Below are 24,134 nucleotides of genomic sequence, written 5' to 3'. Positions count from 1 at the left end.
TCAGCGCATCAGCGCACCATCGGCGTCGGCGTCCAGTTTCAGGCCTTCGACGCCGATCTCTTCCTCCAGGGCCAGCAGGTAGTGGCGCAGGGCACGGCGCGTGGCCTGCTCACGCAGGCTGTGGCGTACCCGCTCGGCGACCTGCTCGTAGGGCAGCGGCTTCTCTTCCTGGCGTTCATCGATGGCAATCAGGTGCCAACCGTAGCGCGAGGCCAGCGGCCGTTCGTGCAGCCCGATGGGCAGATGGAGCAGGGCGCGGTCCAGTTCCGCCACGGTCTGCCCCGGCGCGAGCCAACCCAGCTCGCCGCCATCCGTCTTCGACGGACAGGCCGAATGGCGCTGCGCCAGCTCGGTGAAGCGTTCCGGCGCCTCGCGCAACTGGCGCAGCAGCTTCTGACCGAGCCGATACTGCCCATCCCGCGCGCGGGCATCGTCCGGCGCCGCCGCCAGCAGGATGTGCCGCACCCGCAGCAGCAAGGGTTCGGCAAAGCGCTGGCGGTTGTGCTCGAAGAAGCGCCGGCAGGCCGCTTCGTCCGGTTCGGGAACCTGCAGCTCGCGTTCCAGCAGCGCGGCCAGCGTCTGGTCGTCATCGGCGTCGCGCAGCGACAGTCCCAGCACCTCGGCACGCTGCCGCAGCAATTCGCGCACCACCAGGGCGCGGGCGGCCTGCAGCTGTGCTTCAGCCAGGGTCGCCGCCGGGTGGAAGGGCGTTTCCCGGGCGATATCCGCCTCGCCGAATTCCACCGCGCCAACGCGAATCACCGGAACGGGCGCGTCCTGCAGGTTCTGGATATCGATCAGTTCCATCGCGGGCCTCCCGTTCAGCCGCGCTTGCGCACGATCTGGTAGTTGCGCCCCAGGTAGCCCAGCGGAATGCTCCAGATGTGCACCAGCCGGGTGAAGGGGAACAGGAAGATGATCGTCAGGCCGACGAAGATATGCACCTTGTAGATCCACGAGACTTCTTCCAGGTAATTCGCCGCGTTGCCGTTGAAGAACACGATGGCCTGCGCCCAGGACGCAAGGGTCAGCATCACGTCGCCCTCCAGGTGGCCGAGGGAAAAGATGATGGTGACCATGCCCAGGGCGGCCTGGAAGACGAGCAGCACGAGGATCAGGTTGTCCATGACCCCCGAGGTGGCCTTGACCCTCGGGTTGAAGAAGCGCCGGTACAGCAGCATGGCGCCGCCGACCACCACCATGGCCCCGGCGATGCCGCCAATGATGATGGCCAGCAGCTGCTTGTCGCCGGCGCTGATGAATCGTCCGTACATCCAGTGCGGCGTGAGCATGCCGAACAGGTGGCCGAAGAAGATCACCAGGATGCCGACATGGAACAGGTTGCTGGCCAGGCGCATGTTCTTTTTCGAGAGGATCTGGCTGGAGTGCGCCTTCCAGGTGTACTGCCCGTGGTCGAAGCGCAGCAGGCTGCCGACCAGGAATACGGTGCCGGCCAGGTAGGGGTAATAGCCATAGATCAGGTGCTGCAGGTATTCGAAGAACATGGGGGCTCTCCTTCTATTGGCTATCCGATGACGGACTGGCGGGCATGAGGGTGACGACCTGCGTTGTGGCCTGATACTTGCGCTCGGCCAGCCGGCGTCCCTCGGCGGACTGCAGGGCGCAGTCGTCGTCGGACTCGGCGGAAAAGCGCACCATTTCCTCCTCCCAGACCTTGTCCAGCGCCTGGGGCGTATGGTCCGGCTCCTCGGCGGCCACGGTGGGGCGGTGCTGGTCGATCAGGTCGGTGGCGTCGATCAGCGCCAGAAGTGCGTGAGGCACCAGGGCGTGCTCGGCGTCACGCTCCTCCAGGCGCGCGGTGAGCAGGGCAAGGATGTGGCTGATTTCGCCCAGCCAGCGGCCGATGTCCGCTTCGTCGCGGGTCGACAGGTATTCGAGAAACAGCGGCAGGTGGTCCGGCAGTTCCCGGGCGGAAAGCCGGAACCCCGCCGTCTCGTACTCGGCGAGCAGATCGACCATCGCCTGGCCGCGATCCCGCGACTCGCCGTGCACATGCTCGAACAGCAGCAGCGAGGTGGCGCGCCCGCGGTCGAACAGCTCGACGTATTCGGCCTGCAGGTCCAGCAGCTCGCTGTCGGCCAGGCGCTGGCACCAGTCGGCGAAGCGCTGGCGCAGGCCGGGTTGCAGGCGGGTTTCGCCGTGCAGGATGGCCGCCAGTTCATCGGCGGCCGCCTGCAGCTCGGCGGTCGGGTAGTCGAGCAGGCGCGCCAGCACGCGCAGGCTGCGCAGACCCTGAACGGTGTCGGTGCTAGTCACGGCGCATGTCCTCCAGCGGGTCGAACTCCTCGGCGGGCTTGACCAGGGTGGTGGTGGCCTTGCGGCCGCCGAACAGGCTGGTCTCGCTCTTGCCACCCTGGCAGCCATTGCCGAAGGTGAACCCGCAGCCATTGCGCTCGGGGTAGGCATCGCGCGCCATCTCGCGGTGGGCGGTGGGGATCACGAAGCGATCCTCGTAGTTGGCGATGGCCAGGTAGCGATACATGTCCTCGACCTGGGCCTGGCTGAGACCGACCTGTTCCAGCACCTTCGTATCGACGGTGCCGTCCACGTGCTTGCCGCGCATGAACACGCGCATCGCCATCAGCCGCTTGAGGGCCAGCACCACGGGCGCCTCGTCACCGGCGGTGAGCATGTTGGCCAGGTAGCGCACCGGGATGCGCAGCGACTCGATCTTCGGCAGCACGCCGTCGAACTCCACGTGTCCGGCCTCGGCGGCGGACTGGATGGGGGAGAGCGGCGGCACGTACCAGACCATTGGCAGGGTGCGGAACTCCGGGTGCAGCGGCAGCGCCAGGCCCCAGTCCATGGCCAGCTTGTACACCGGCGAGGCCTGGGCGGCCTTGATCACGCTGTCCGGCACGCCGTCCTTGCGGGCCTGCTCGATGATGGCCGGGGCGTTGGGGTTGAGGAAGATGTCACACTGGCGGCGGTACAGGTCGCGCTCGTCCTCGGCGGCCGCCACTTCGCCGATGCGGTCGGCGTCATACAGCAGCACGCCCAGGTAGCGGATGCGCCCCACGCAGGTTTCCGAGCACACCGTGGGCTGGCCGGCCTCGATGCGCGGGAAGCAGAAGATGCACTTCTCGGATTTGCCGCTCTTCCAGTTGTAATAGATCTTCTTGTACGGGCAGCCGGAGATGCACATGCGCCAGCCCCGGCACTTGTCCTGGTCGATCAGCACGATGCCGTCTTCCTCGCGCTTGTAGATCGCGCCGCTCGGGCAGGACGCCACGCAGCTGGGGTTCAGGCAGTGCTCGCACAGGCGCGGCAGGTAGAGCATGAAGGTATGTTCGAACTGGCCGTAGATGTCCGCCTGGATCTGATCGAAGTTGATGTCCTTGCGGCGCTTGGCGAATTCGGTGCCGAGGATTTCCTCCCAGTTGGGCCCCCATTCGATCTTCTTCATGCGTTGCCCGGAAATGCGCGAGCGCGGCCGCGCGGTGGGCTGGTGCTCGCCGGCCTTGGCGGTGTGCAGGTGCTGGTAGTTGAAGGTGAAGGGTTCGTAGTAGTCGTCGATTTCCGGCAGGTCGGGGTTGGCGAAGATGTTCGCCAGCACCCGCCATTTGCCGCCGATACGCGGGTTGATGCTGCCGTCGGCGTTGCGCACCCAGCCGCCGCGCCACTTCTTCTGGTTGGCCCATTCCTTGGGGTAGCCGATGCCGGGCTTGGTCTCGACGTTGTTGTACCAGGCGTATTCGATGCCTTCGCGGCTGGTCCAGACGTTCTTGCAGGTGATCGAGCAGGTGTGGCAGCCGATGCACTTGTCCAGGTTCATGACCATGCCGACTTGCGAACGAATCTTCATTTCACGGCCTCCTGGGTGTAGTCATTGCCTTCACCGTCCAGCCAGTTGACGTGCTTCATCTTGCGCACGATGACGAACTCGTCGCGGTTGGAGCCGACCGTGCCGTAGTAGTTGAAGCCATAGGACAGCTGGGCGTAGCCGCCGATCATGTGGGTGGGCTTGGGGCACACGCGGGTCACCGAGTTGTGAATGCCGCCACGGGTGCCGGAGATCTCGCTGCCGGGGGTGTTCAGGATGCGTTCCTGGGCGTGGTACATCAGCACCATGCCGGGTTTGACCCGCTGGCTGACCACCGCGCGGGCCGACACCGCACCGTTGGCGTTGTACAGCTCGATCCAGTCGTTGTCCTCGACGCCGATGCGTTTGGCGTCGGTTTCGGAAATCCACACGATGGGACCGCCGCGCGACAGCACCTGCATGATCAGGTTGTCGCTGTAGGTGGAGTGGATGCCCCATTTCTGGTGCGGGGTGATCCAGTTGAGAATGATCTCCGGGTTGCCGTTGCTGATCGCCTTGTGCTCGGCCACGCCGGCCGGCGCCTTGGTGTCGATCGGTGGGCGGTAGACCATCAGGCTTTCGCCGAAATCGCGCATCCAGGGATGGTCCTGGTAGAACTGCTGGCGGCCGCTCAGGGTGCGCCAGGGGATCAGTTCGTGGACGTTGGTGTAGCAGGCGTTGTAGGACACATGCTCGTCTTCCAGACCTGACCAGGTGGGGCTGGAGATGATCTTGCGCGGCTGGGCGACCAGGTCGCGGAAGCGGATCTTCTCGTCCTCCTTGGGCAGCGCCAGGTGCGTGTGGTCGAGGCCGGTGATCTTCGACAGCGCCGCCCAGGCCTTGACCGCCACGTTGCCGTTGGTTTCCGGCGCCAGGGTGAGGATCATCTCGGCGGCATCGGTGGCCGAGGCGAGGCGCGGGCGGCCCTTGGCCGCGCCGTCCGGCTTGCGGTAGTTGAGTTTGCCGAGCAGCTCGACTTCCTCCTCGGTCTTCCAGGTGATGCCCTTGCCGCCGTTGCCCAGGGTGTCCAGCAACGGGCCGATGGAGCTGAAGCGCTCGTAGGTTTCCGGATAGTTGCGCTTGACCTCGACCAGCGAGGGCATGGTCTTGCCGGGAATCGGCTCGCACTCGCCGCGCTTCCAGTCGAGCACCTCGGGCTGCGCCAGTTCACCGGGGCTGTCATGCAGCAGGGGCACGGTCACCAGATCGGTTTCCTCGCCCAGGTGGCCGACGCAGACCCTGGCGAACGCCCGGGCGATGCCGTCGTAGATGTCCCAGTCGCTGCGTGCCTCCCAGGCCGGGTCGGTGGCGGCGGTCAGCGGATGGATGAAGGGGTGCATGTCCGAGGTATTGAGATCGTTCTTCTCGTACCAGGTGGCGGTCGGCAGCACGATGTCCGAGTACAGGCAGGAGGTGGACATGCGGAAATCCAGCGTCACCAGCAGGTCGAGCTTGCCTTCGCCGGGTTCGTCGCGCCAGACGACTTCCTCGGGCTTTTCCTCGCCGCTCTTGCCCAGGTCGTTGCCGAGCAGGTCGTGGCGGGTGCCGAGCAGGTAGCGCAGCATGTATTCGTGGCCCTTGCCGGAGGAACCGAGCAGGTTGGAACGCCAGATGAACAGGTTGCGCGGGAAGTTGGCCGGATTGTCCGGGTCTTCCGCGGCGAAGCGCAGGGCGCCGCTTTTCAGCTGCTCGACCACGTAGTCCTTGGTGCTCTTGCCGGCGGCCTGGGCCTCGGCGGCCAGGCGCAGCGGGTTGCGGTCCAGCTGCGGCGCGCTGGGCAGCCAGCCCATGCGTTCGGCGCGCACGTTGTAGTCGATCAGGCTGCCGCTGTACTTCTCCGGCGGCGCCAGCGGCGAGAGGATTTCCTTGACCTTGAGCTTTTCGAAACGCCACTGGCTGGAGTGGTTGTAGAAGAACGAAGTGCCATTCATGTGCCGCGGCGGGCGGTGCCAGTCCAGCGCGAAGGCCAGCGGCGTCCAGCCGGTCTGCGGGCGCAGCTTTTCCTGGCCGACGTAATGCGCCCAGCCGCCGCCGGTCTGACCGATGCAACCGCACAGGATCAGCAGGTTGATCAGGCCGCGGTAGGTCATATCCATGTGGTACCAGTGGTTGACGCCGGCGCCGACGATGATCATCGAACGGCCCCGGGTCTTGTCCGCGTTCTGGGCGAATTCGCGGGCCAGGCGGGTCACCTGGGCGGCCGGCACGCCGGTTATGGCTTCCTGCCAGGCCGGCGTATAGGGCTTGGGCTGGTCGTAGCTTGTGGCGCCGTCGTCGGTGCCGCTGCCACCGGTCGTGGCCAGCAGGCCCCGGTCTATGCCGTGGTTGGCGGCCATCAGGTCGAACACCGTCACCGCCAGCACGCTGCGGCCATCGGCCAGTTGCAGACGCTTGGCTGGCACATGGTGATAGAGCACGTCGCGCACCTTCAGGTGCGGGAAGTGCTGATGCTCGATACCGCCGAAGTAGGGGAAGCCGACCCGCGCCACCTCGTCATGGCGACCGAGCAGTGACAGCGTCAGGGAGACTTCCTGGCCGTCGGCATCCACTGGCTCCAGATTCCAGTGGCCGTCCTCGCCCCAGCGAAAGCCGATGGAGCCGCGAGGCACCACCAGGCGGTCGCCGGTTTCATCCCAGGCCAGGGTCTTCCATTCGGGATTGTTGGCCTGGCCCAGGTGGTCGGCGAAGTCACTGGCGCGCAGCTGCTTGCCGGGCACCAGGCTGCCATCGGCGCGGGTTTCCAGCTCCACCAGCATCGGCATGTCGGTGTAGCGGCGCACGTAATCGGTGAAGTAGGCGCTGGGCTTCTCCAGGTGGAATTCCTTGAAGATCACATGGCCCATGGCAATGGCCAGCGCCGAGTCGGTGCCCTGTTTCGGGCTCAGCCATTCATCGCAGAGCTTGGAGACTTCTGCGTAATCCGGGGTGATCGCCACCGTCTTGGTGCCCTTGTAGCGCACCTCGGTGAAGAAGTGCGCGTCCGGGCTGCGCGTCTGCGGGACGTTGGAGCCCCAGGCGATGATGTAGCCGGAGTTGTACCAGTCGGCGGATTCCGGCACGTCGGTCTGCTCGCCCCAGGTCTGCGGGCTGGAGGGTGGCAGGTCGCAGTACCAGTCGTAGAAGGACAGGCACACCCCGCCGATCAGCGACAGGTAACGGGTGCCGGCGGCGTAGCTGACCATGGACATGGCCGGGATTGGCGAGAAACCGATCACCCGGTCCGGGCCGTACTGCTTGATGGTGTAGACGTTGGCGGCGGCGATCAGGGTCTGCATCTCGTCCCAGTCGGCGCGCACGAAACCGCCCAGGCCACGGTCGTGTTTGTACTGTTTGGTCCTGGCCGGGTCCTCGACGATGCTCGCCCAGGCGTCCACCGGGTCCGCGTGCTGCGCCAGTGCGGCGCGCCACAGCTGGATCAGCGGCTTGCGGATCAGCGGGTACTTGAGACGGTTGGCGCTGTAGATGTACCAGCTGTAGCTGGCCCCGCGCGGACAGCCACGCGGCTCGTGGTTGGGCAGGTCGGGGCGGGTGCGCGGGTAGTCGGTCTGCTGGGTTTCCCAGGTGACCAGGCCGTTCTTCACGTAGACCTTCCAGCTGCACGAGCCGGTGCAGTTCACCCCGTGGGTGGAGCGCACGATCTTGTCGTACTGCCAGCGCTGGCGGTACCCATCTTCCCACTCGCGGGTTTCGTCACGGGTTTCGCCGTGGCCGTCGGCGAATTCCGGCGGGCGTTTGACGAGGTATCTCAGGCGGTCAATGAAATGACTCATTTGTTTCCTCCTGAACGGGGCTCAGGCAGACCCCGTTGGGTGCTGAGACTTCAGCAGGGCACCTCCGCATTGCGGCGGGTGTAATAGAACCAGGTCAGCGCGATGCACAGAGAGTAGAAGAGGATGAAACCGTACAGCGCCGGCGCCGCGCTGCCGGTCATGGCCAGGGAGGTACCGTAGGCCTTGGGAATGAAGAAGGCGCCATAGGCGGCCACCGCCGAAATGAAGCCCACCGCGGCGGCGGATTCCTTCTCGCTTTGCCGTTGCTGCTCGGCGGGTGGCAGGTGCGGGTGCAGGCGCGGCGTCTGGTGACGGAAGATCGCTGGAATCATCTGCGTGGTGCTAGCGTTGCCCACCCCGGAAAAGAAGAACAGCAGCAGGAACATGACGAAGAAGCCGGCAAAGCTGCGCGCTTCGAGGAAGAACAGTACGCCCAGCACGCAGATGGCCATCGCCGCATAGACCCAGAAACTGACCCGCGCGCCGCCGAAGCGATCGGCCAGACCGCCGGAAAAGGCCCGGCTCAGGGCACCGATCAGCGGGCCAAGGAAGGCGATCTTGAGGACATCCACCTCGGGGAACAGGCTGCGGGACAGCAGCGGGAAGGCCGCCGAGAAGCCGATGAAGCTGCCGAAGGTGCCGGTGTACAGCACGCTCATCAGCCAGGTGTGCTTGCGCTTGAAGATCACCAGCTGGTCGGCGAACGAGGACCTGGCGCTGGCGATGTCATTCATGCCGAACCAGGCCGCCAGGGTGGCAATGATGATGAACGGCACCCAGATGAACCCGGCGTTCTGCAGCCACAGCTGCTGGCCGCTGGCGGTTAACGCCGGTTCGCCGCCCAGGGCGCCGAATACCCCCATGGTGATGACGACCGGCACCAGGAACTGCATGACGCTGACGCCCAGATTGCCGAGCCCGGCGTTCAGGCCCATGGCCTTGCCCTTGGAGGCCTTGGGATAGAAGAAGGAGATGTTGGCCATGCTGGAAGAGAAGTTGCCGCCGCCCAGGCCGCACAGCAGGGCAAGGATCAGCATCACCAGATAGGGGGTCTCCGGGTCCTGCACGGCGACACCGATCCACAGTGCCGGCAGCAGCAGAGATGCGGTGGACAGGGCGGTCCAGCGCCGACCGCCGAAGATTGGCACCATGAAGCTGTAGAAGATGCGCAAGGTCGCGCCGGACAGGCCGGGCAGGGCGGCCAGCCAGAACAGCTGGTTGGGGGTGTAGTCGAAGCCGACCTGGGGCAGGCGGGCGATGACCACCGACCAGACCATCCAGATGGCGAAGCCCAGCAGCAGGTTGGGGATGGAGATCCACAGGTTGCGCCGGGCGATGCGCTCGCCGGTATCGCTCCAGAAGGTCGCGTCTTCCGGTCGCCAGTCGGTCAGCACCAGGCTGCCGGGGGTGGACAGTTCCGGCAGGTCGCTGACCTCGCGCTGTGCGGGCCATTCCACCCGCTCGGCCATGCGGATCGCGTAATGCATCCAGGCCAGGGCGCCGGCGGCGATCAGGAACAGCAGCATGAAGGTGCTCTGCCAGATGCCAACCACGTCGTTGAGCATGCCGAAGGTCAGCGGCAGGAAGAAGCCGCCCAGGCCGCCGACCATGCCGACCACGCCGCCGACGATACCGACGTGCCGGGGATAGTAGGCCGGGATGTGCTTGAACACGGCGGCCTTGCCCAGCGACATGAAGAAGCCCAGCACCATGGTCAACAGGGCGAAGCCGACCACGTTCAGGGTCAGGGAGAAGCTGATCTCGCCTTCGACGCCGGTAACGGTGTAGCGGGTCGGGGGATAGCTGAGCAGGAAGGTGCAGAGCACCGAGGCGGTCAAAGTCCAGTACATGACCCGGCGCGCGCCATAGCGATCCGACAGCCAGCCGCCCAGAATGCGGAACACCGAGGCCGGAACCGTATACAGGGCCGCCACCGTGCCGGCAGCGGCAAGGCTCAGGCCGTAGACCTGCATCAGGTAATGGGGCAACCACAGCGCCAGGGCGATGAAGGCGCCGAACACGAAGAAGTAGTACAGGGAAAAACGCCAGACGCGCATCTCGGCGAGCGGCGCCAGTTGCTGGGCGAGGGGCATGGCTTCTGCCCGGCGCATGCCGCTTTGCGGGTCGGGCCGGGCGAGCAGAATGAAGCCCACGCCGGTGGCCGCCAGCACGCTGGCATACACCAGGGCGGTGCCCTGCCAGCCGAGGGCCAGCAGCAGGAAGGGCGCGACGAAGTTGGTCAGGCCGGCGCCCACGTTGCCTGCACCGAAGATGCCCAGCGCGGTGCCCTGGCGCTCGGGTTCGAACCAGGCGGACGTGTAGGCCACGCCAACGCTGAAGCCGCCGCCGGCCAGGCCAATGCCGAGAGCGCCGATCAGCAGCAGGGGATAGCTGTCGGCGAAGGTGAGCAGGTAGATGCACAGGGCGGAGATCAGCATCAGCAAGCCGAACACCCAGCGTCCGCCGTAGCGATCGGTCAGCCAGCCGAGCAGGGGGCGGGTCAGCGAGCCGGACAGCACCGGCGTGGCCATCAGCAGACCGAGCTGGGTGTCGCTAAGGGTGAATTCTTCCTTGATCTGCAAGCCAAGGATCGAAAAAACCGTCCAGACCGCGAAGCACAGCGTGAAGGCGAAGGTGGACAGCGTCAGCGCGCGATATTGAGCCCGTCGCGAGACCGGCATAGGCATCGGCATGGTGCTTGCTCCCGTCCCGTTGCATCGGGCGCGGCGCCCGAGTGGTCTTGCCTGCGCAGGCGCCACACAGCCGGGGCGGCACCAAAGTGCTTTTCAGCGTAGACAGCGAAGTCCCGGCGGGCAAACCGGGCTCACCGCCCGTCCGCCAGCGGCTAGGTCTGTCGAACTGCCTACGTGGGTGGCGGCTCCATACATCTGAAGGAAAGTTGAATAGAGGGGTGGTGTATGAGCCTTGAGAAAGGACCTGCGGCCGATGAGCAGGTCAGTCGCTACCTGCATGGCCTGGATTTTCCCGCCGATCGTGACCGGCTGATTCGCAAGGCTAAGGAGAATGGCGCCAGTGAAGCGGTGCTGCGCATGCTCGAAGCTCTGCCTGCACAGGACTTCGGCAGCATGGCGGACATCCTGAAACGCTATGGCGCCCGTTGAGTCGGTAAACCCCATGACTCCCTATGTCGTGCATTTCACCGGCCCGATCAACTCCTCGACCACTGGGCAACTGATCGACAAGTGCAACAAGGCCGTCCAGCAGGAGGCCAGCGAGCTGGTGATCAAGATCGCCACCATGGGTGGGGAGTGCAGCTACGGCTTTTCGCTGTTCAATTTCCTGATGTCGCTACCGGTGCCGGTGCATACCCATAACCTGGGGACCGTCGAATCGATGGGCAACATCATCTTTCTTGCCGGAGAGCGCCGCACCGCGAGCCGCTTCAGCAAGTTCCTGTTTCACCCGTTCCACTGGACTCTGCATGGCGCCGTCGATCATGCGCGCATGATCGAATACGCCATGAGCATGGATCACGACCGCTTCCTTTATGAGCAGATCGTCATGGACCGCACCCAGGGTGCGGCCGAGCCGCTTGACGTCACCACCTATCTCACCGCGTCACCGCGCATTCTCGGGCCGGACGAGGCACTGGCCTGTGGTCTGATCCATGCCGTCGACGAGCTGCGCATGCCGCAGGGCTCGATGAGCGCCAGCGTGCACGCTTGAGGCCAACGCCTCGGTATACAAGCCACTCTTTCGCCGGCTAGAATCGCCGCCCTGCGATTTTTGACAGGTCGGGAAATGCCGCCGCGCCGTTCCCGCCGCCTCTTTCTGCCGATCCGTTCCGTGGGGTGACTTCCACCCGGGGTGCATCTAGAATGCATGCCCTTGATCAAGCCGGAACGGCCGGCGCCACGTCTGTGCAACGAGGAATATCCATGCAAGTTTCTGTAGAAGCCACCTCCGCTCTTGAGCGCCGGATGACTGTCGGCGTGCCGGCCGCACGCATCGAATCCGCAGTCGACAAGAGCCTGCAGCAGACTGCCCGTCGCGCCAAGGTTGCGGGCTTCCGTCCGGGCAAGGTGCCGATGAGCGTCATTCGTCAGCGTTACGAAGGTGCTGCCCGTCAGGAGGCTCTGGGCGATCTGATCCAGGAAACCTTCTACGAAGCCGTGGTCGAGCAGAAACTGAACCCGGCAGGCGCCCCGTCCATCGAGCCGAAGGTGTTCGAGAAGGGCAAGGATCTGGAATACGTCGCCACCTTCGAAGTGTTCCCGGAAATCAAGCTGGCCGGCTTCGAAGGCATTGCCGTCGAGCGTCAGCAAGCCGAGGTCGGCGATGCCGACGTCGACACCATGCTGGACGTCCTGCGCAAGCAGAACACCCGTTTCGAGGCCGCCGACCGTGCCGCCGAGAATGGTGACCAGATCACCATCGATTTCGTGGGCAAGATCGACGGCGAAGCCTTCGCTGGCGGCTCCGCCAAGGGCGTGCCGCTGGTGCTGGGTTCGGGCCGCATGATCCCGGGCTTCGAAGACGCCCTGGTTGGCGTGAAGGCCGGTGAAGAGCGCGTCATCACCCCGACCTTCCCCGAGGACTACCAGAACCTCGATCTGGCCGGCAAGACTGCCGAGTTCACCGTCAATGTAACTGCCGTTGCCGCCCCGGCTCTGCCGGAGCTGAACGACGAATTCTTCGCCCTGTTCGGCGTGAAGGAAGGCGGCCTGGAAGGTTTCCGCGCCGAAGTCCGCAAGAACATGGAGCGTGAACTGCGTCAGGCCATCAAGACCAAGGTGAAGAACCAGGTCATGGAAGGTCTGCTGGAAACCAACCCGGTCGAAGTGCCGAAGGCCCTGATCGCCGACGAAGTGAACCGTCTGCGCGTCCAGGCTGTGCAGCAGTTCGGCGGCAACATCAAGCCGGAAAACCTGCCGGCCGAGCTGTTCGAAGAGCAGGCCAAGCGTCGCGTGGTGCTGGGCCTGATCATCGCCGAGGTGGTCAAGCAGAACGAACTGAAGCCGGACGAGAGCCGCGTCCGCGCGCTGATCGAGGAAATGGCTTCGGCCTACCAGGAGCCCGAGCAGGTAGTGGCCTGGTACCTGAAGAACGAGAAGCAGCTGAACGAAGTTCGCTCGGTTGTACTGGAAGAACAAGTTGTAGATACTGTCCTCGGCAAGGCCAAGGTGACCGACAAGTCGGTTTCCTATGAAGAAGCTGTCAAGCCCGCGGAAGCTCCGCAAGTCGCCTGATTCTTCCCCCGCTCGAGCACCGCATAAGCCAGCCTAGCGCTGGCTTATGTGTCTTTAGGACCGTTCAATAGGGAGCGATCGCTGGAAATGTCCCGCAATTCCTTTATGCAAATGCCTGAAATCCAGGCCGCCGGTGGCCTGGTGCCGATGGTGATCGAGCAGTCCGCTCGCGGCGAGCGCGCCTACGACATCTATTCCCGCCTGCTCAAGGAGCGGGTGATCTTCCTGGTCGGCCAGGTCGAGGACTACATGGCCAACCTGGTGGTTGCGCAGCTGCTGTTCCTCGAGGCGGAGAACCCCGACAAGGACATCCACCTGTACATCAACTCGCCGGGCGGCTCGGTGACCGCCGGCATGTCGATCTACGACACCATGCAGTTCATCAAGCCGGACGTGACCACCTACTGCATCGGCCAGGCCTGCAGCATGGGTGCGCTGCTGTTGGCTGGCGGCGCCGCCGGCAAGCGTTACTGCCTGCCGCATTCGCGCATGATGATTCACCAGCCGCTGGGCGGCTTCCAGGGTCAGGCGTCGGACATCGAGATCCATGCCCGCGAAATCCTGACCATCCGCGAGCGTCTGAACCGGATCCTGGCCCACCACTGCAACCAGCCGATCGATGTGATTGCCCGCGATACCGACCGGGACAACTTCATGAGCGGCGAAGAAGCGGTCAAATACGGACTGATCGACCAGGTGCTCGAGCGTCGACTGGCGCTGTAATTCTGTGTGCGGCGGTCGGATATCCGGTCGCCGCAGGGTTGAAAATGCCCCTGATTGCCCTCATCTTGTGTTTCAAGCCTACCGTATTGGATTGACCGAATGACTGATACCCGCAATGGCGAGGACAACGGCAAGCTGCTTTATTGCTCCTTCTGCGGCAAGAGCCAGCATGAAGTGCGCAAGCTGATCGCCGGACCCTCTGTCTTCATCTGCGACGAGTGCGTAGACCTGTGCAACGACATCATCCGCGAGGAGGTGCAGGAAGCACAGGCCGAGAGCAATGCGCACAAATTGCCGACGCCCAAGGAGATCAGTGCGATCCTCGATCAGTATGTGATCGGTCAGGAGCGTGCCAAGAAGATTCTGGCCGTCGCCGTCTACAACCACTACAAGCGCCTCAACCAGCGGGACAAGAAGGATGATGTCGAGCTCGGCAAGAGCAACATTTTGCTGATCGGCCCGACCGGCTCGGGCAAGACCCTGCTGGCCGAAACCCTGGCGCGCCTGCTGAATGTGCCGTTCACCATCGCCGACGCCACCACACTGACCGAAGCCGGTTATGTGGGCGAGGACGTGGAGAACATCATCCAGAAGCTGCTGCAGAAGTGCGACTACGATGTGGAGAAGGCCCAGATGGGCATCGTCTACATCGACGAGATCGACAAGATCTCGCGCAAGTCGGACAACCCCTCAATCACCCGCGACGTGTCGGGCGAGGGCGTGCAGCAGGCGCTGCTCAAGCTGATCGAAGGCACGGTTGCCTCCGTTCCGCCGCAGGGTGGTCGCAAGCATCCCCAGCAGGAGTTCCTGCAGGTGGACACCCGCAACATCCTGTTCATCTGCGGCGGCGCCTTCGCCGGCCTGGAGAAGGTCATCCAGGGCCGCTCCACCAAGGGTGGCATCGGCTTCACCGCCGAGGTGCGCAGCAAGGATGCCGGCAAGTCGGTCGGTGATTCGCTGCGTGAAGTGACGCCCGACGATCTGGTCAAGTTCGGACTGATTCCCGAGTTCGTCGGTCGCCTCCCGGTGATCGCCACGCTCGAAGAGCTGGACGAAGCGGCCTTGATCGAAATCCTCGCCGAGCCGAAGAACGCGCTGACCAAGCAGTACGCCAAGCTGTTTGAAATGGAAGGCGTGGATCTGGAGTTCCGCCCCGACGCGTTGCGCGCCGTGGCGCGTCGCGCGCTCGAGCGCAAGACCGGCGCGCGCGGCCTGCGCTCCATCCTCGAAGGCATCCTGCTGGACACCATGTACGAGATCCCCTCGCAGGGCGACGTCAGCAAGGTGGTCATCGACGAGAATGTCATCGAAGGCACCTCCAAGCCGCTGCTCATCTACGAGAACAGCGAGCCTACCGCCAAGGCAGCGCCGGACGCGTGAGAAAAAGGGGCCTGCGGGCCCCTTCTTCATTCCGGATCCTTGCTTGTGTTTTTCCAGGTTCGCCCTCATCTTGGCGGCAAGGGCAACCCACCGATCACGGCCGTCGGCCGTCGCAGAGTCGAGTTATGAACAAAACCATCGAATTGCCACTCCTGCCGTTGCGTGATGTCGTGGTCTATCCGCACATGGTGATTCCGCTTTTCGTCGGGCGGGAAAAGTCCATCGCGGCGCTGGAAGAAGCCATGAAGGGCGACAAGCAGATCCTTCTGGTGGCCCAGAAGAATCCCGGCGATGACGATCCGGATCAGGAAGCGCTCTACCAGGTCGGTACGGTCGCCACCATCCTGCAACTGCTCAAGCTGCCCGACGGCACCGTTAAAGTGCTGGTGGAAGGCGAGCAGCGCGGTCGCGTCGAGCGTTTCGTCACCCTCGACGATCACAGTTGCGTCGAGGTCGCGCTGCTCGACGAGCTGGCCACTTCCGAACGCGAGGCGGAAGTGTTCTGCCGTACCCTGCTGAACCAGTTCGAACAGTATGTGCAGCTGGGCAAGAAGGTTCCGGCGGAAGTCTTGGCGTCGCTGAACAGCATCGACGAGCCGAGCCGCCTGGTCGACACCATGGCGGCGCACATGGCGCTCAATCTGCAACAGAAGCAGGAAATCCTCGAGATCACCGAACTGCCGGCCCGCGTGGAATACGTGCTGGGTCTGCTGGATTCGGAAATCGATCTGCTGCAGGTCGAAAAGCGCATTCGCGGTCGCGTCAAGAAGCAGATGGAGCGCAGCCAGCGCGAGTACTACCTGAATGAGCAGATGAAGGCCATTCAGAAGGAGCTGGGCGACATCGACGAGGGCCACAATGAAGTCGATGAGCTGAAGAAGCGCATCGAGAATGCCGGCCTGCCCAAGGAGGCGCATGCCAAGGCACTGACCGAGCTGAACAAGCTCAAGCAGATGTCGCCGATGTCCGCCGAGGCCACGGTGGTGCGCTCCTATCTCGACTGGCTGCTGAATGTGCCGTGGAAGGCGGAAACCAAGGTTCGTCTGGACCTTTCCCGTGCTGAGGAAATCCTCGACGCCGACCATTACGGCCTGGAGGAGGTGAAGGAGCGCATCCTTGAGTACCTGGCCGTGCAGAAGCGCGTGAAGAAGCTCAAGGGGCCGGTACTCTGCCTGGTCGGCCCGCCCGGTGTGGGCAAGACCTCGCTGGCCGAGTCCATCGCCCGTTCCACGAATCGCAAGTTCGTGCGCATGGCGCTGGGTGGCGTGCGCGACGAAGCGGAGATCCGTGGCCACCGTCGCACCTACATCGGCTCCATGCCGGGCCGTCTGATCCAGAAGATGACCAAGGGCGGTGTACGCAACCCGCTGTTCCTGCTGGATGAAATCGACAAGCTGGGCAGTGATATGCGCGGCGATCCAGCCTCCGCGCTGCTTGAGGTGCTGGATCCCGAGCAGAACCATCATTTCAACGACCATTACCTGGAGGTCGATTACGACCTTTCGGATGTGATGTTCGTGTGCACCTCGAACTCCATGAACATTCCGGCGCCGTTGCTGGACCGCATGGAGGTGATTCGCCTGCCGGGCTACACCGAGGACGAGAAGGTCAACATCACCATCAAGTACCTGCTGCCCAAGCAGATTCGCGCCAACGGTCTCAAGCCGAGTGAGCTGACTGTCTGCGAGGAAACGATCCGCGATGTCATTCGCTACTACACCCGCGAGGCAGGTGTGCGCGGCCTGGAGCGTCAGATCGCCAAGGTCTGTCGCAAGGTGGTGAAAGAGAACATCAAGGAAAAGCGCTTCCAGGTCGAGGTGACGCCGGACTCGCTTGAACACTATCTGGGCGTACGCAAGTATCGCTACGGCTTGGCCGAGCAGGAAGACCAGGTGGGGCAGGTCACCGGCCTGGCCTGGACCCAGGTCGGTGGCGAACTGCTGACCATCGAAACCGCCGTGGTGCCGGGCAAGGGACAGCTGATCAAGACCGGTTCGCTGGGCGATGTCATGGCCGAGTCCATGACCGCCGCCCTGACCGTGGTGCGCAGTCGCGCCAAGAGTCTGGGCATCCCGCTGGATTTCCATGAGAAGCGCGATGTGCATATCCACATGCCGGAAGGGGCGACCCCCAAGGACGGCCCCAGCGCAGGCATCGGCCTGTGCACGGCCCTGGTGTCGGCGCTGACCCAGATTCCGGTGCGCGCCGATGTCGCCATGACCGGCGAAATCACCTTGCGCGGTCAGGTGCTGGCCATCGGCGGTCTGAAGGAGAAGCTCCTGGCGGCGCGTCGTGGCGGCATCAAGACGGTGATCATTCCCGAGGAAAATGTGCGGGATTTGAAGGAGATTCCTGAAAACATCAAACAGGATCTGCAAATCAAGCCCGTCAAATGGATTGACGAGGTCCTGCAAATTGCGCTGCAATACGCCCCGGAGCCCTTGCCCGATGCGGCTCCGGACATGGTAGCTAAGGATGAAACCCGCGAGACTGATTCCAAGGAGAGAGTCAGCACGCATTAACCGAAAGACCTTCCTCGACCCGTTTGCCGGCGCTGGTTAGTTGTCGCCGCGAGTACAGGTTGGTCTGCGGAATCAAGTTTTAGTTGGTAAAAAATAACTTCATTAAAGTTAGATAAGGGGACTTAGAGTGAACAAGTCGGAACTGATCGATGCCATCGCCGCATCTGCTGATATCCCGAAAGCCGTTGCTGGTCGTGCGCTGGACGCTGTGATCGAATCCGTCACTGGTGCTCTGAAGGCAGGTGATTCCGTGGTCCTGGTGGGCTTCGGTACCTTCGCTGTCAAGGAACGCGCTGCCCGTACCGGTCGTAACCCGCAGACCGGCAAGCCGATCAAGATCGAAGCCGCCAAGATCCCGAGCTTCAAGCCGGGCAAGGCACTGAAGGACGCCGTAAACTAAGCGTCTTTCCGCCAGGCCAGGCCCGACCGGCCTGGTAACGGAGCAGTCTGGCCAGCTTGGCTTGTCAGAACGGGAACCTGAACTACAGTCCCTCCACTCCGTGGTTAACGCGAAGGCGCATCCCTCCCGGTGCGCCTTCGTCCTTTTCGGGCTCCACACGCGCTGTCTGGCCGCACAACGGTCGTTACTGGGGGATGCATGCTGCAAAACATCAGGGACAATTCACAGGGGTGGATTGCCAAGACCATCATCGGTCTCATCATCGTACTGCTGGCGCTGACCGGCTTCGAAGCCATCTTCAACAGCGTCGGTAACCAGCAGACCGCCGCCGAGGTGAATGGTGAGGAAATCAGTCTTTCCGAACTGAGCCAGGCCGTGGAAATGCAGCGTCGACAACTGGCACAGCAGTTTGGCCGCGATTTCGATACCTCCCTGATCGATGACAACCTGCTGCGCAACGCCGCGCTCAGCGATCTGATCGATCGTCGCTTGCTGGTGCAGGCCGCCCGGGAATCCGATTTTGCCCTGTCGCAGGCAGCGCTCGATCAGATCATTCTGCAGACCCCCGAATTCCAGGAAAACGGCCGTTTCAGCCCGGCCCGCTTCGATCAGGTCATCCGCCAGATGGGCTATGGTCGGCTGCAATTCCGTCAGATGCTCGAAGAAGAAATGCTCATCGGCCAGCTGCAGGCCGCTGTGGCCGGCAGTGGCTTCGTGACCGAACAGCAGGTGCGCGACTTCGTGCGTCTGGACAAGCAAACCCGCGATTTCGCCCTGTATCGCATCAAGCCCGATGCCGGCAGCGCTACCGTTACGGACGAGCAGGTGGCTGCCTATTACGAGCGGAATGCCCAGCGCTTCATGACCCCTGAAGAGGTCGTGATCGAATACGTGGAGCTCAAGAAAGACAGCTTCTTCGATCAGGTGGACATCGGCGAGGAAGAGCTGAAGTCCCGCTACCAGACCGAAATCGCCAATCTGGCCGAGCAGCGCCGGGCAGCGCATATCTTGATCGAGTCCGGAGGCGACGAAGCGCTCTCGCGCATCGAGGCGCTCCGTCAGCGGCTGGACAAGGGTGAGGATTTCGCAGCGCTGGCCAGGGAGGCATCGGAAGATACCGGCTCGGCCGCCGATGGTGGCGACCTCGGTTTCGCCGGTCCGGGTGTGTATGCCCCCGAATTCGAAGCGGCACTGTTCGCGCTCAAGAAGGGCGAAGTCTCCGAGCCGGTGCGCACCGAATTTGGCTGGCACCTGATCAAGTTGCTCGATTCCCAGGACGCCGATGTTCCAAGCTTCGCTGCCCTCAAGGACAAGCTGGAGCGTGATCTTAAAGCGGAAAAGGTCGAGCAGCGCTTTGTCGAGGCGGCTCGTGAACTGGAAAACCTCGCCTTCGAAGCTGCGGATCTCCAGCAACCGGCGCAGGAGCTGGGACTGCAGGTGCGTACCAGCGAGCCCTTCGGGCGCGAAGGTGGCAGTTCTGGCGTCACCGCCAATCGTCAGGTGATTCAGCAGGCCTTCGGTGCGGACTTGCTGGAGAGCGGCGCGAACAGTCAGGCACTGGAACTGGATGCCGAAACCGTCATCGTGATGCGCGTCAAGGAGCATCGCCAGCCGCAGCGCAGGAGCCTGGAGCAGGTGGCGGGCGAGATTCGTGCGACCTTGCGCGGCGAGGCTGCCGCCGAAGCGGCCAGGCAGCAGGGCGAGGCGTTGCTGGCCAGCCTGCGTGAAGGTCAGACGCCTGCCGCGCAAGAGCGCAGCTGGCAGGTGTTCGAGGCCGCTACCCGCTCCTTGGAAGGTGTCGAGCCGCAGGTGCTGCAGGCGCTGTTCCGCATGCCGAGGCCTGAACAGGCGCCGCGATTTGCCGGTGTCGCCCTGGCTAACGGTGATTACGTGCTGCTGCGTCTGACCGGCGTCAGTGAGCCTGCGCAAGTAGTGGACGCCAATGAAGTGCGGATGTACCAGCGCTTCCTGGCCTCGCGCGCCGGCCAGGAGGATTTCGCCGCCTACCGGACGCGCTTGCAGCGCGAGTCGGATATCGAGCGCTTCTGATTCTTCGCTTGTAGAAAAAGGGCCCTGCCGCGCAAGCGCCAGGGCCCTTTTTCATACCGCATCCGGTTATTCGACCATATGCCACGGACCTAGTCTGATGCCCTCATCGGTCAGTTGCCGGCGCGCTTCATTCAATGCATTGCCCAGGTGTTCCGTATCGGCGTAATCGGTTCGCGACATCCGCGACCGGCCCACGACACTGGCCGTGGTTCTGTCTATGACAGTGAGGCTGAGCTCGCCCGAGTCGGTCGCCCAGGCAATGCACTGCAACGGCTGGAAGGCGCGGTGTGCGATCAGGAGTGCTTCATTGGTGCGGAGCGCTGTCATGCGATTACTCTCCAGAACTGATCCAGGGAAACAGTCAACGTTGCGACTTACCATCTGTAGATAGTGTCAATTATCCAAAGGTCACATGCCGGTCGCGATAATCGCTTTTTTTGACGCGTTTACGACAGGCCGCCTGGACGGACGGCCGAGTCAGGCGGCGATTCCTTGCTACCGTTATCTCGCTATGCCAAGGGGCAACGCCATCACCAGGGAACGGACATGCATGATGTAACGAAGAGCGCCCGCCGGCTGCTCATGGTTGACCCATGCGATGCCTGCAGGAACCTTCTTCCCGCGCTCCAGGCTGCAGGCTGGGAGGTGAGCAGCGCAAGCCTGGAGACCGCTTGCGCACGGGGCTTTCAGGTGGGAATGGTCCGGTTGGACGCCCGCAGCCCGGAACGCCTCGAGTCGCTTCGCACCCTGCTGCTGCAAGGCGCAGGGGAGTGGATTGCGGTACTGGGTGCGGAGCTGCTGCCCGTGCAGCGGGTACGCGATTTCATCTACGAATGGTTCTTCGATTTCCATACCCTTCCGCTCGACGAGGCGCGAATCAAGATCGCCCTGGGTCGGGCTTACGGCATGTCACGCTTGCGCCGCAAGCCCGATCCACAGCGAGGCCCCTGGGAGGATCTGCTGGGGGAGAGCCGGGCGATGACCGAAGCGCGCCGGCTGGTCGCACGCTTTGCTCCCACGGACTCGCCGGTGATGATTCGCGGCGAAAGCGGTACCGGCAAGGAAGTGGTTGCGCGCGCACTGCATAATCTCTCGCGCCGCTCGGATCAGCCTTTCGTTGCCATCAACTGTGGCGGCATTCCTGAGAACCTCATCCAGTCGGAGTTGTTCGGCCACGAGAAGGGCGCCTTCACCGGGGCCCATCAGCGCAAGGTGGGGCGAATCGAGGCTGCCAACGGCGGAACGCTGCTGCTGGATGAAATCGGCGATCTGCCGCTGGAGTTGCAGGCGAATCTGCTGCGCTTTCTTCAGGAAAAGCACATCGAGCGCGTCGGGGGCGGTCGGCCGATCCCCGTCGATGTCCGGGTTCTTTCCGCCACCCATATCGACTTGGAGCAAGCAATCCAGGATGGCAGGTTTCGCGAAGATCTCTACTACCGGCTGAATGTCTTGCAGATTCGCATGCCCCCCTTGCGAGAGCGGCTGGCTGACTTGCCGCAGCTGGCGGGCCATTTTGCCCGCCTGTATAGCAGCGAAACCGGCAGACGGCCCCGCAGCTTCAGTGAAGGTGCCACCCAGGCCATGCTGGCCCATACCTGGGCCGGGAACATTCGTGAACTGGCCAACCGGGTGCGGCGAGGGCTAGTTCTGTCGGAAGGAAGACAGATCGAGGCAGAGGACCTAGGCCTGCAACCTCCGACAGACAAGCCTGGCACACTGCAGACCCTGCAATCCTATCGGCTGCAGGCTGAGCGCCAGGCGTTGAGTGAGGCGCTGCGGCAATACGCAAGCAACCTCAGCGAAGCGGCCCGCGTGCTGGGTATCTCCAGACCGACCTTCTACCGTCTGCTGCACAAGCACGGCCTGCATTGAGCGGCTCGGGCGGCAGTTGTTGCCGCCGGTCCCGCACCAGCCTAGAAGTAGTAGGGAAATTTCAGGCTGAAGGTGAAATCCGGGGCGTCCGGGGTCAGTCCCATGGACAGGTTGGGCACGATGGCCAGATTGTCGCTGGCGGAATAGGTCATGCCGAGGTTGAAGTAGGCGGCATTGGCATCGCTGCCCACGATGGTGAGCCAGTCGCCGCCTTCCTGGCGGATGCGGCTGCTGCGGCTGATCAGCTGTGAGTAGGACATCGATAGGCTCATCTTTTCATTGAGAGCGAACGCCAGGCCCATCCCGAACTGCCACCAGTTGCCTAGGCGAACCTTGCCACCCATCCGGGTGCCTTGTTGTGCGCTGATGTCGCTGAACTCTTCCTCGAAGTTGTAGGTGTAGGACAGGTTCCCAAACAAGACGGCGGGATCGACGGTCTTCACCATCGAGATGCCCGGGGTCACCGACCAGACGCCATTGCCGGTTGGCAGATCCTTCGGAACGGTGATGTTGTCGTTGTCGGCCACCCGGGTCATCTTGATGCCATACGGGTGCCGACCCGTGGGCGCCTTGACCCTTAGGCTGAGAATGGTGTCGGGGCGATCCGCGTTCTGATCCAGGATCTTGTACGAGAAACCAGCACTGACGTCACCGATCTCTGGTCCTGCCTGGACCGTGCGATCAGAAACCTGTGCGCTCGAATTGCCCGCGCCCGCCGATTCATAGGTTACGTCGCGGTAGAGGAAGGGTACGTTCAGGTCGAGCTGCAGCCGGTTGTGCAGGTTGTAGCGGCCCGTCAGATCCAGTGTGAAGTTGTCGGCATTGATCTGGTCGATGTTGATGTTGCCCAGGAAGATCGAGTCCAGGGCCAGGAAGCCATTCAGGATCATCTGGCGGGTGTCGTAATGGCTGTAGCTCAGGCCGGTTTCCAGGCTGTAGGTGCCGCCGCCGAAGAAGCCCGACGCCTCGTCATAGAGGGTTTCGACACTGCGGATCGGCTCGGCATCGTCCTTCAGGCTTGCGCCGTAACCTTCGGCCTGAATGGACTGCACAGTGCGGGGGGCAGGTGACTGTGCCAGCTGTAGCCCCGGGTTCTGTGCAGCTCGGGGCAGCTTGGGCGGAATCGGGATGCCAGTCGCCGGCCGGGTGCCTGGTTCCGCCGCAGGTGTGGCCATCACCGGGGTCGGCATGCGCATTGCGCTCGTGGCAGGTGCGAGCGGGACGCTCGCCGCTGTTGCCGCTGTTGCCGCTGTTGCCGCGGCGGGCGCGGAAACTGTCTGTGCTGGAGTGCCGGCACTCAGGCCACGGGGTACAGGGGCGGGCATAGGAGTTTGCGCCGTCGGAACAAGCGGTGCAGGGACCGGTTTGGCCTTGGCCTCCTCGATGACTTTCTCGGCCTCGGCAGCCCGCGCATCTTCCCGGGCGGCACTGGAGGCCAGATCCTCAAGGGCCCGCCGGTAGCGATCATACTGGTCGCGAAGGTCCTGAATTTCCTGCTCCAGGGTTTCGATTTCGGCTTGGGTGGACGCGAACGCCAGCGGGACAGCGAACGACCCCAGCAGTGTGATTCCAAGCAGATGCGGACGAACCGTGCGAAGCATGCTGACAATCCCTGTCTAGCTGAACGATGAAGAGTCAAGCGTAGATCAATATCCCGCCGGCCTCAGAGTGCGCAGCGGGTCCAGGTTGCAATTCAGCACATCCATGCTCCGGTTCCCCTGCTGCATCACCACATCCAGCCTGGCAGTATTAATGACGGTGTTCTGCGAACTGACGATGCGGGTGTCCTGCAGCAGGCCACCGCCTAGTTGCTGGAGGCTGCTACCTTGTCCCCGGGTGGCAATACCCAGCTGCAGCTTGCCCTGGGCCGCGCTGACCGAGACGGTGCCCAGCCCGTTGCTTTGACTGTAACCGTCGCCAAGCGGCGTTCCACCCGCCAGATCCGGCGCCTGCCCGTTGCGCTCGATATTGATCTGGATGCCGTTCACGGCCGAGTTCAGGTCGCCGGCAGTACGCACGCTCTGGCTGATACCGTCGACATTGGCCAGGCCCTGGCCGCCGATGATCATTCCGGAGCCTGGCTGCGGCGCGGATCCGCCGCCGCCGGAGATGGGCGTGATGTTCAGCACCGGCTGCGCGCCCTGTTGGGCCTGCAGGGAAACGGAAGCTCCCAGTTGCTGGCCGGGCTGCTCCCAACTGCTGGTCATGGTGACGCCGAAATGCACGATATGATCGGGCAGCACATAGCGGCCACGCAGTTGAGCGAGTTCCGGGTCCGTCAGCTCGACAGGCTTGAAAGGAGTGCCGGCCACAGCCAGCGCTGGGGCCAGCAGCACACACGCCAGAATCCGTTTGTTCATGGAGACCTCCAGGAACACCCGTTCA

18 protein-coding genes are annotated in these 24,134 nt (G+C 63.4%); 9 read left to right on the top strand and 9 right to left on the bottom strand.

Annotated features, from left to right (window positions below):
- Genes VL129_RS15880 through VL129_RS15855 form a run of 6 tightly spaced genes read right to left on the bottom strand, consistent with a single transcriptional unit; the run spans nt 1 to nt 10,274 of the window.
- Nucleotides 1-807: a peptidylprolyl isomerase gene (locus VL129_RS15880; RefSeq protein ID WP_325414394.1), complete on the bottom strand. Its 807-nt coding sequence runs from the start codon at nt 805-807 to the stop codon at nt 1-3.
- Nucleotides 808-821: 14 nt separating this feature from the next.
- Nucleotides 822-1,505 (bottom strand): respiratory nitrate reductase subunit gamma, encoded by a 684-nt coding sequence (gene narI / locus VL129_RS15875; protein WP_325414392.1) that lies wholly within the window; start codon nt 1,503-1,505, stop codon nt 822-824.
- Nucleotides 1,506-1,518: 13 nt separating this feature from the next.
- The gene (narJ, locus tag VL129_RS15870; protein ID WP_325414390.1) at nt 1,519-2,277 is read right to left on the bottom strand and encodes a nitrate reductase molybdenum cofactor assembly chaperone; all 759 of its coding nucleotides are present in this window, start codon (nt 2,275-2,277) and stop codon (nt 1,519-1,521) included.
- Nucleotides 2,270-3,826: a nitrate reductase subunit beta gene (gene narH / locus VL129_RS15865; protein ID WP_325414389.1), complete on the bottom strand. Its 1,557-nt coding sequence runs from the start codon at nt 3,824-3,826 to the stop codon at nt 2,270-2,272. Before narH ends, narJ begins: the two co-directional genes overlap by 8 nt.
- Nucleotides 3,823-7,593 carry a nitrate reductase subunit alpha gene (locus VL129_RS15860; RefSeq protein WP_325414387.1) on the bottom strand — a complete coding sequence of 1,257 codons (3,771 nt, stop codon included), beginning with the start codon at nt 7,591-7,593 and terminating at the stop codon, nt 3,823-3,825. Before VL129_RS15860 ends, narH begins: the two co-directional genes overlap by 4 nt.
- A 50-nt stretch (nt 7,594-7,643) precedes the next feature.
- Nucleotides 7,644-10,274 carry a nitrate/nitrite transporter gene (locus VL129_RS15855; protein WP_325414446.1) on the bottom strand — a complete coding sequence of 877 codons (2,631 nt, stop codon included), beginning with the start codon at nt 10,272-10,274 and terminating at the stop codon, nt 7,644-7,646.
- A 237-nt stretch (nt 10,275-10,511) separates the two neighbouring features.
- On the opposite strand from VL129_RS15855, the gene VL129_RS15850 reads away from it, so the two are divergent.
- The 8 genes from VL129_RS15850 to VL129_RS15815 all read left to right on the top strand — a co-directional run bounded on the left by VL129_RS15850 (nt 10,512) and on the right by VL129_RS15815 (nt 19,877).
- Nucleotides 10,512-10,715, top strand: coding sequence for a DUF2795 domain-containing protein (locus VL129_RS15850; protein WP_325414385.1), 204 nt, complete (start codon nt 10,512-10,514; stop codon nt 10,713-10,715).
- A 13-nt stretch (nt 10,716-10,728) separates the two neighbouring features.
- Nucleotides 10,729-11,280 (top strand): ATP-dependent Clp protease proteolytic subunit, encoded by a 552-nt coding sequence (locus VL129_RS15845; protein ID WP_325414383.1) that lies wholly within the window; start codon nt 10,729-10,731, stop codon nt 11,278-11,280.
- Nucleotides 11,281-11,492: 212 nt separating this feature from the next.
- The gene (gene tig / locus VL129_RS15840; RefSeq protein WP_325414381.1) at nt 11,493-12,803 is read left to right on the top strand and encodes a trigger factor; all 1,311 of its coding nucleotides are present in this window, start codon (nt 11,493-11,495) and stop codon (nt 12,801-12,803) included.
- Between the two features lie 87 nt (nt 12,804-12,890).
- Complete coding sequence (clpP, locus tag VL129_RS15835; RefSeq protein WP_325414379.1) at nt 12,891-13,526, top strand: ATP-dependent Clp endopeptidase proteolytic subunit ClpP; 636 nt, start codon at nt 12,891-12,893, stop codon at nt 13,524-13,526.
- Nucleotides 13,527-13,625: 99 nt separating this feature from the next.
- The gene (clpX, locus tag VL129_RS15830) at nt 13,626-14,906 is read left to right on the top strand and encodes an ATP-dependent Clp protease ATP-binding subunit ClpX (RefSeq protein WP_027591382.1); all 1,281 of its coding nucleotides are present in this window, start codon (nt 13,626-13,628) and stop codon (nt 14,904-14,906) included.
- Nucleotides 14,907-15,031: 125 nt separating this feature from the next.
- Entirely contained in the window at nt 15,032-17,428 is a 2,397-nt protein-coding gene (lon, locus tag VL129_RS15825; RefSeq protein ID WP_325414377.1) for an endopeptidase La, read from the top strand.
- Nucleotides 17,429-17,555: 127 nt separating this feature from the next.
- Nucleotides 17,556-17,828, top strand: a complete 273-nt coding sequence (locus VL129_RS15820; protein ID WP_027591384.1) for an HU family DNA-binding protein — start codon at nt 17,556-17,558, stop codon at nt 17,826-17,828.
- Nucleotides 17,829-18,026: 198 nt separating this feature from the next.
- On the top strand, nt 18,027-19,877 hold the full coding sequence (locus VL129_RS15815; protein WP_325414444.1) for a SurA N-terminal domain-containing protein: 1,851 nt from the start codon (nt 18,027-18,029) through the stop codon (nt 19,875-19,877).
- A gap of 66 nt (nt 19,878-19,943) precedes the next feature.
- Here the strand turns inward: VL129_RS15815 and VL129_RS15810 are convergent, their stop codons facing one another.
- Nucleotides 19,944-20,204 carry a hypothetical protein gene (locus VL129_RS15810; protein WP_325414374.1) on the bottom strand — a complete coding sequence of 87 codons (261 nt, stop codon included), beginning with the start codon at nt 20,202-20,204 and terminating at the stop codon, nt 19,944-19,946.
- A 219-nt stretch (nt 20,205-20,423) separates the two neighbouring features.
- On the opposite strand from VL129_RS15810, the gene VL129_RS15805 reads away from it, so the two are divergent.
- Nucleotides 20,424-21,749, top strand: a complete 1,326-nt coding sequence (locus VL129_RS15805) for a sigma-54 dependent transcriptional regulator (RefSeq protein ID WP_325414372.1) — start codon at nt 20,424-20,426, stop codon at nt 21,747-21,749.
- A 41-nt stretch (nt 21,750-21,790) separates the two neighbouring features.
- On the opposite strand, the gene VL129_RS15800 is transcribed toward VL129_RS15805, so the two are convergent.
- Nucleotides 21,791-23,074, bottom strand: a complete 1,284-nt coding sequence (locus VL129_RS15800; protein WP_325414442.1) for a transporter family protein — start codon at nt 23,072-23,074, stop codon at nt 21,791-21,793.
- A 321-nt stretch (nt 23,075-23,395) separates the two neighbouring features.
- Nucleotides 23,396-24,109, bottom strand: a complete 714-nt coding sequence (locus tag VL129_RS15795; RefSeq protein WP_325414370.1) for a hypothetical protein — start codon at nt 24,107-24,109, stop codon at nt 23,396-23,398.
- Nucleotides 24,110-24,134: the final 25 nt, after the last annotated feature.

Origin of the sequence: Pseudomonas sp. (assembly GCF_035497915.1) — a bacterium.
In the GTDB taxonomy this organism is placed as follows: Bacteria; Pseudomonadota; Gammaproteobacteria; order Pseudomonadales; family Pseudomonadaceae; genus Serpens.
Note: the sequence above shows the minus strand (reverse complement) of the source record. Positions and strands in the feature narration are given on the sequence as shown.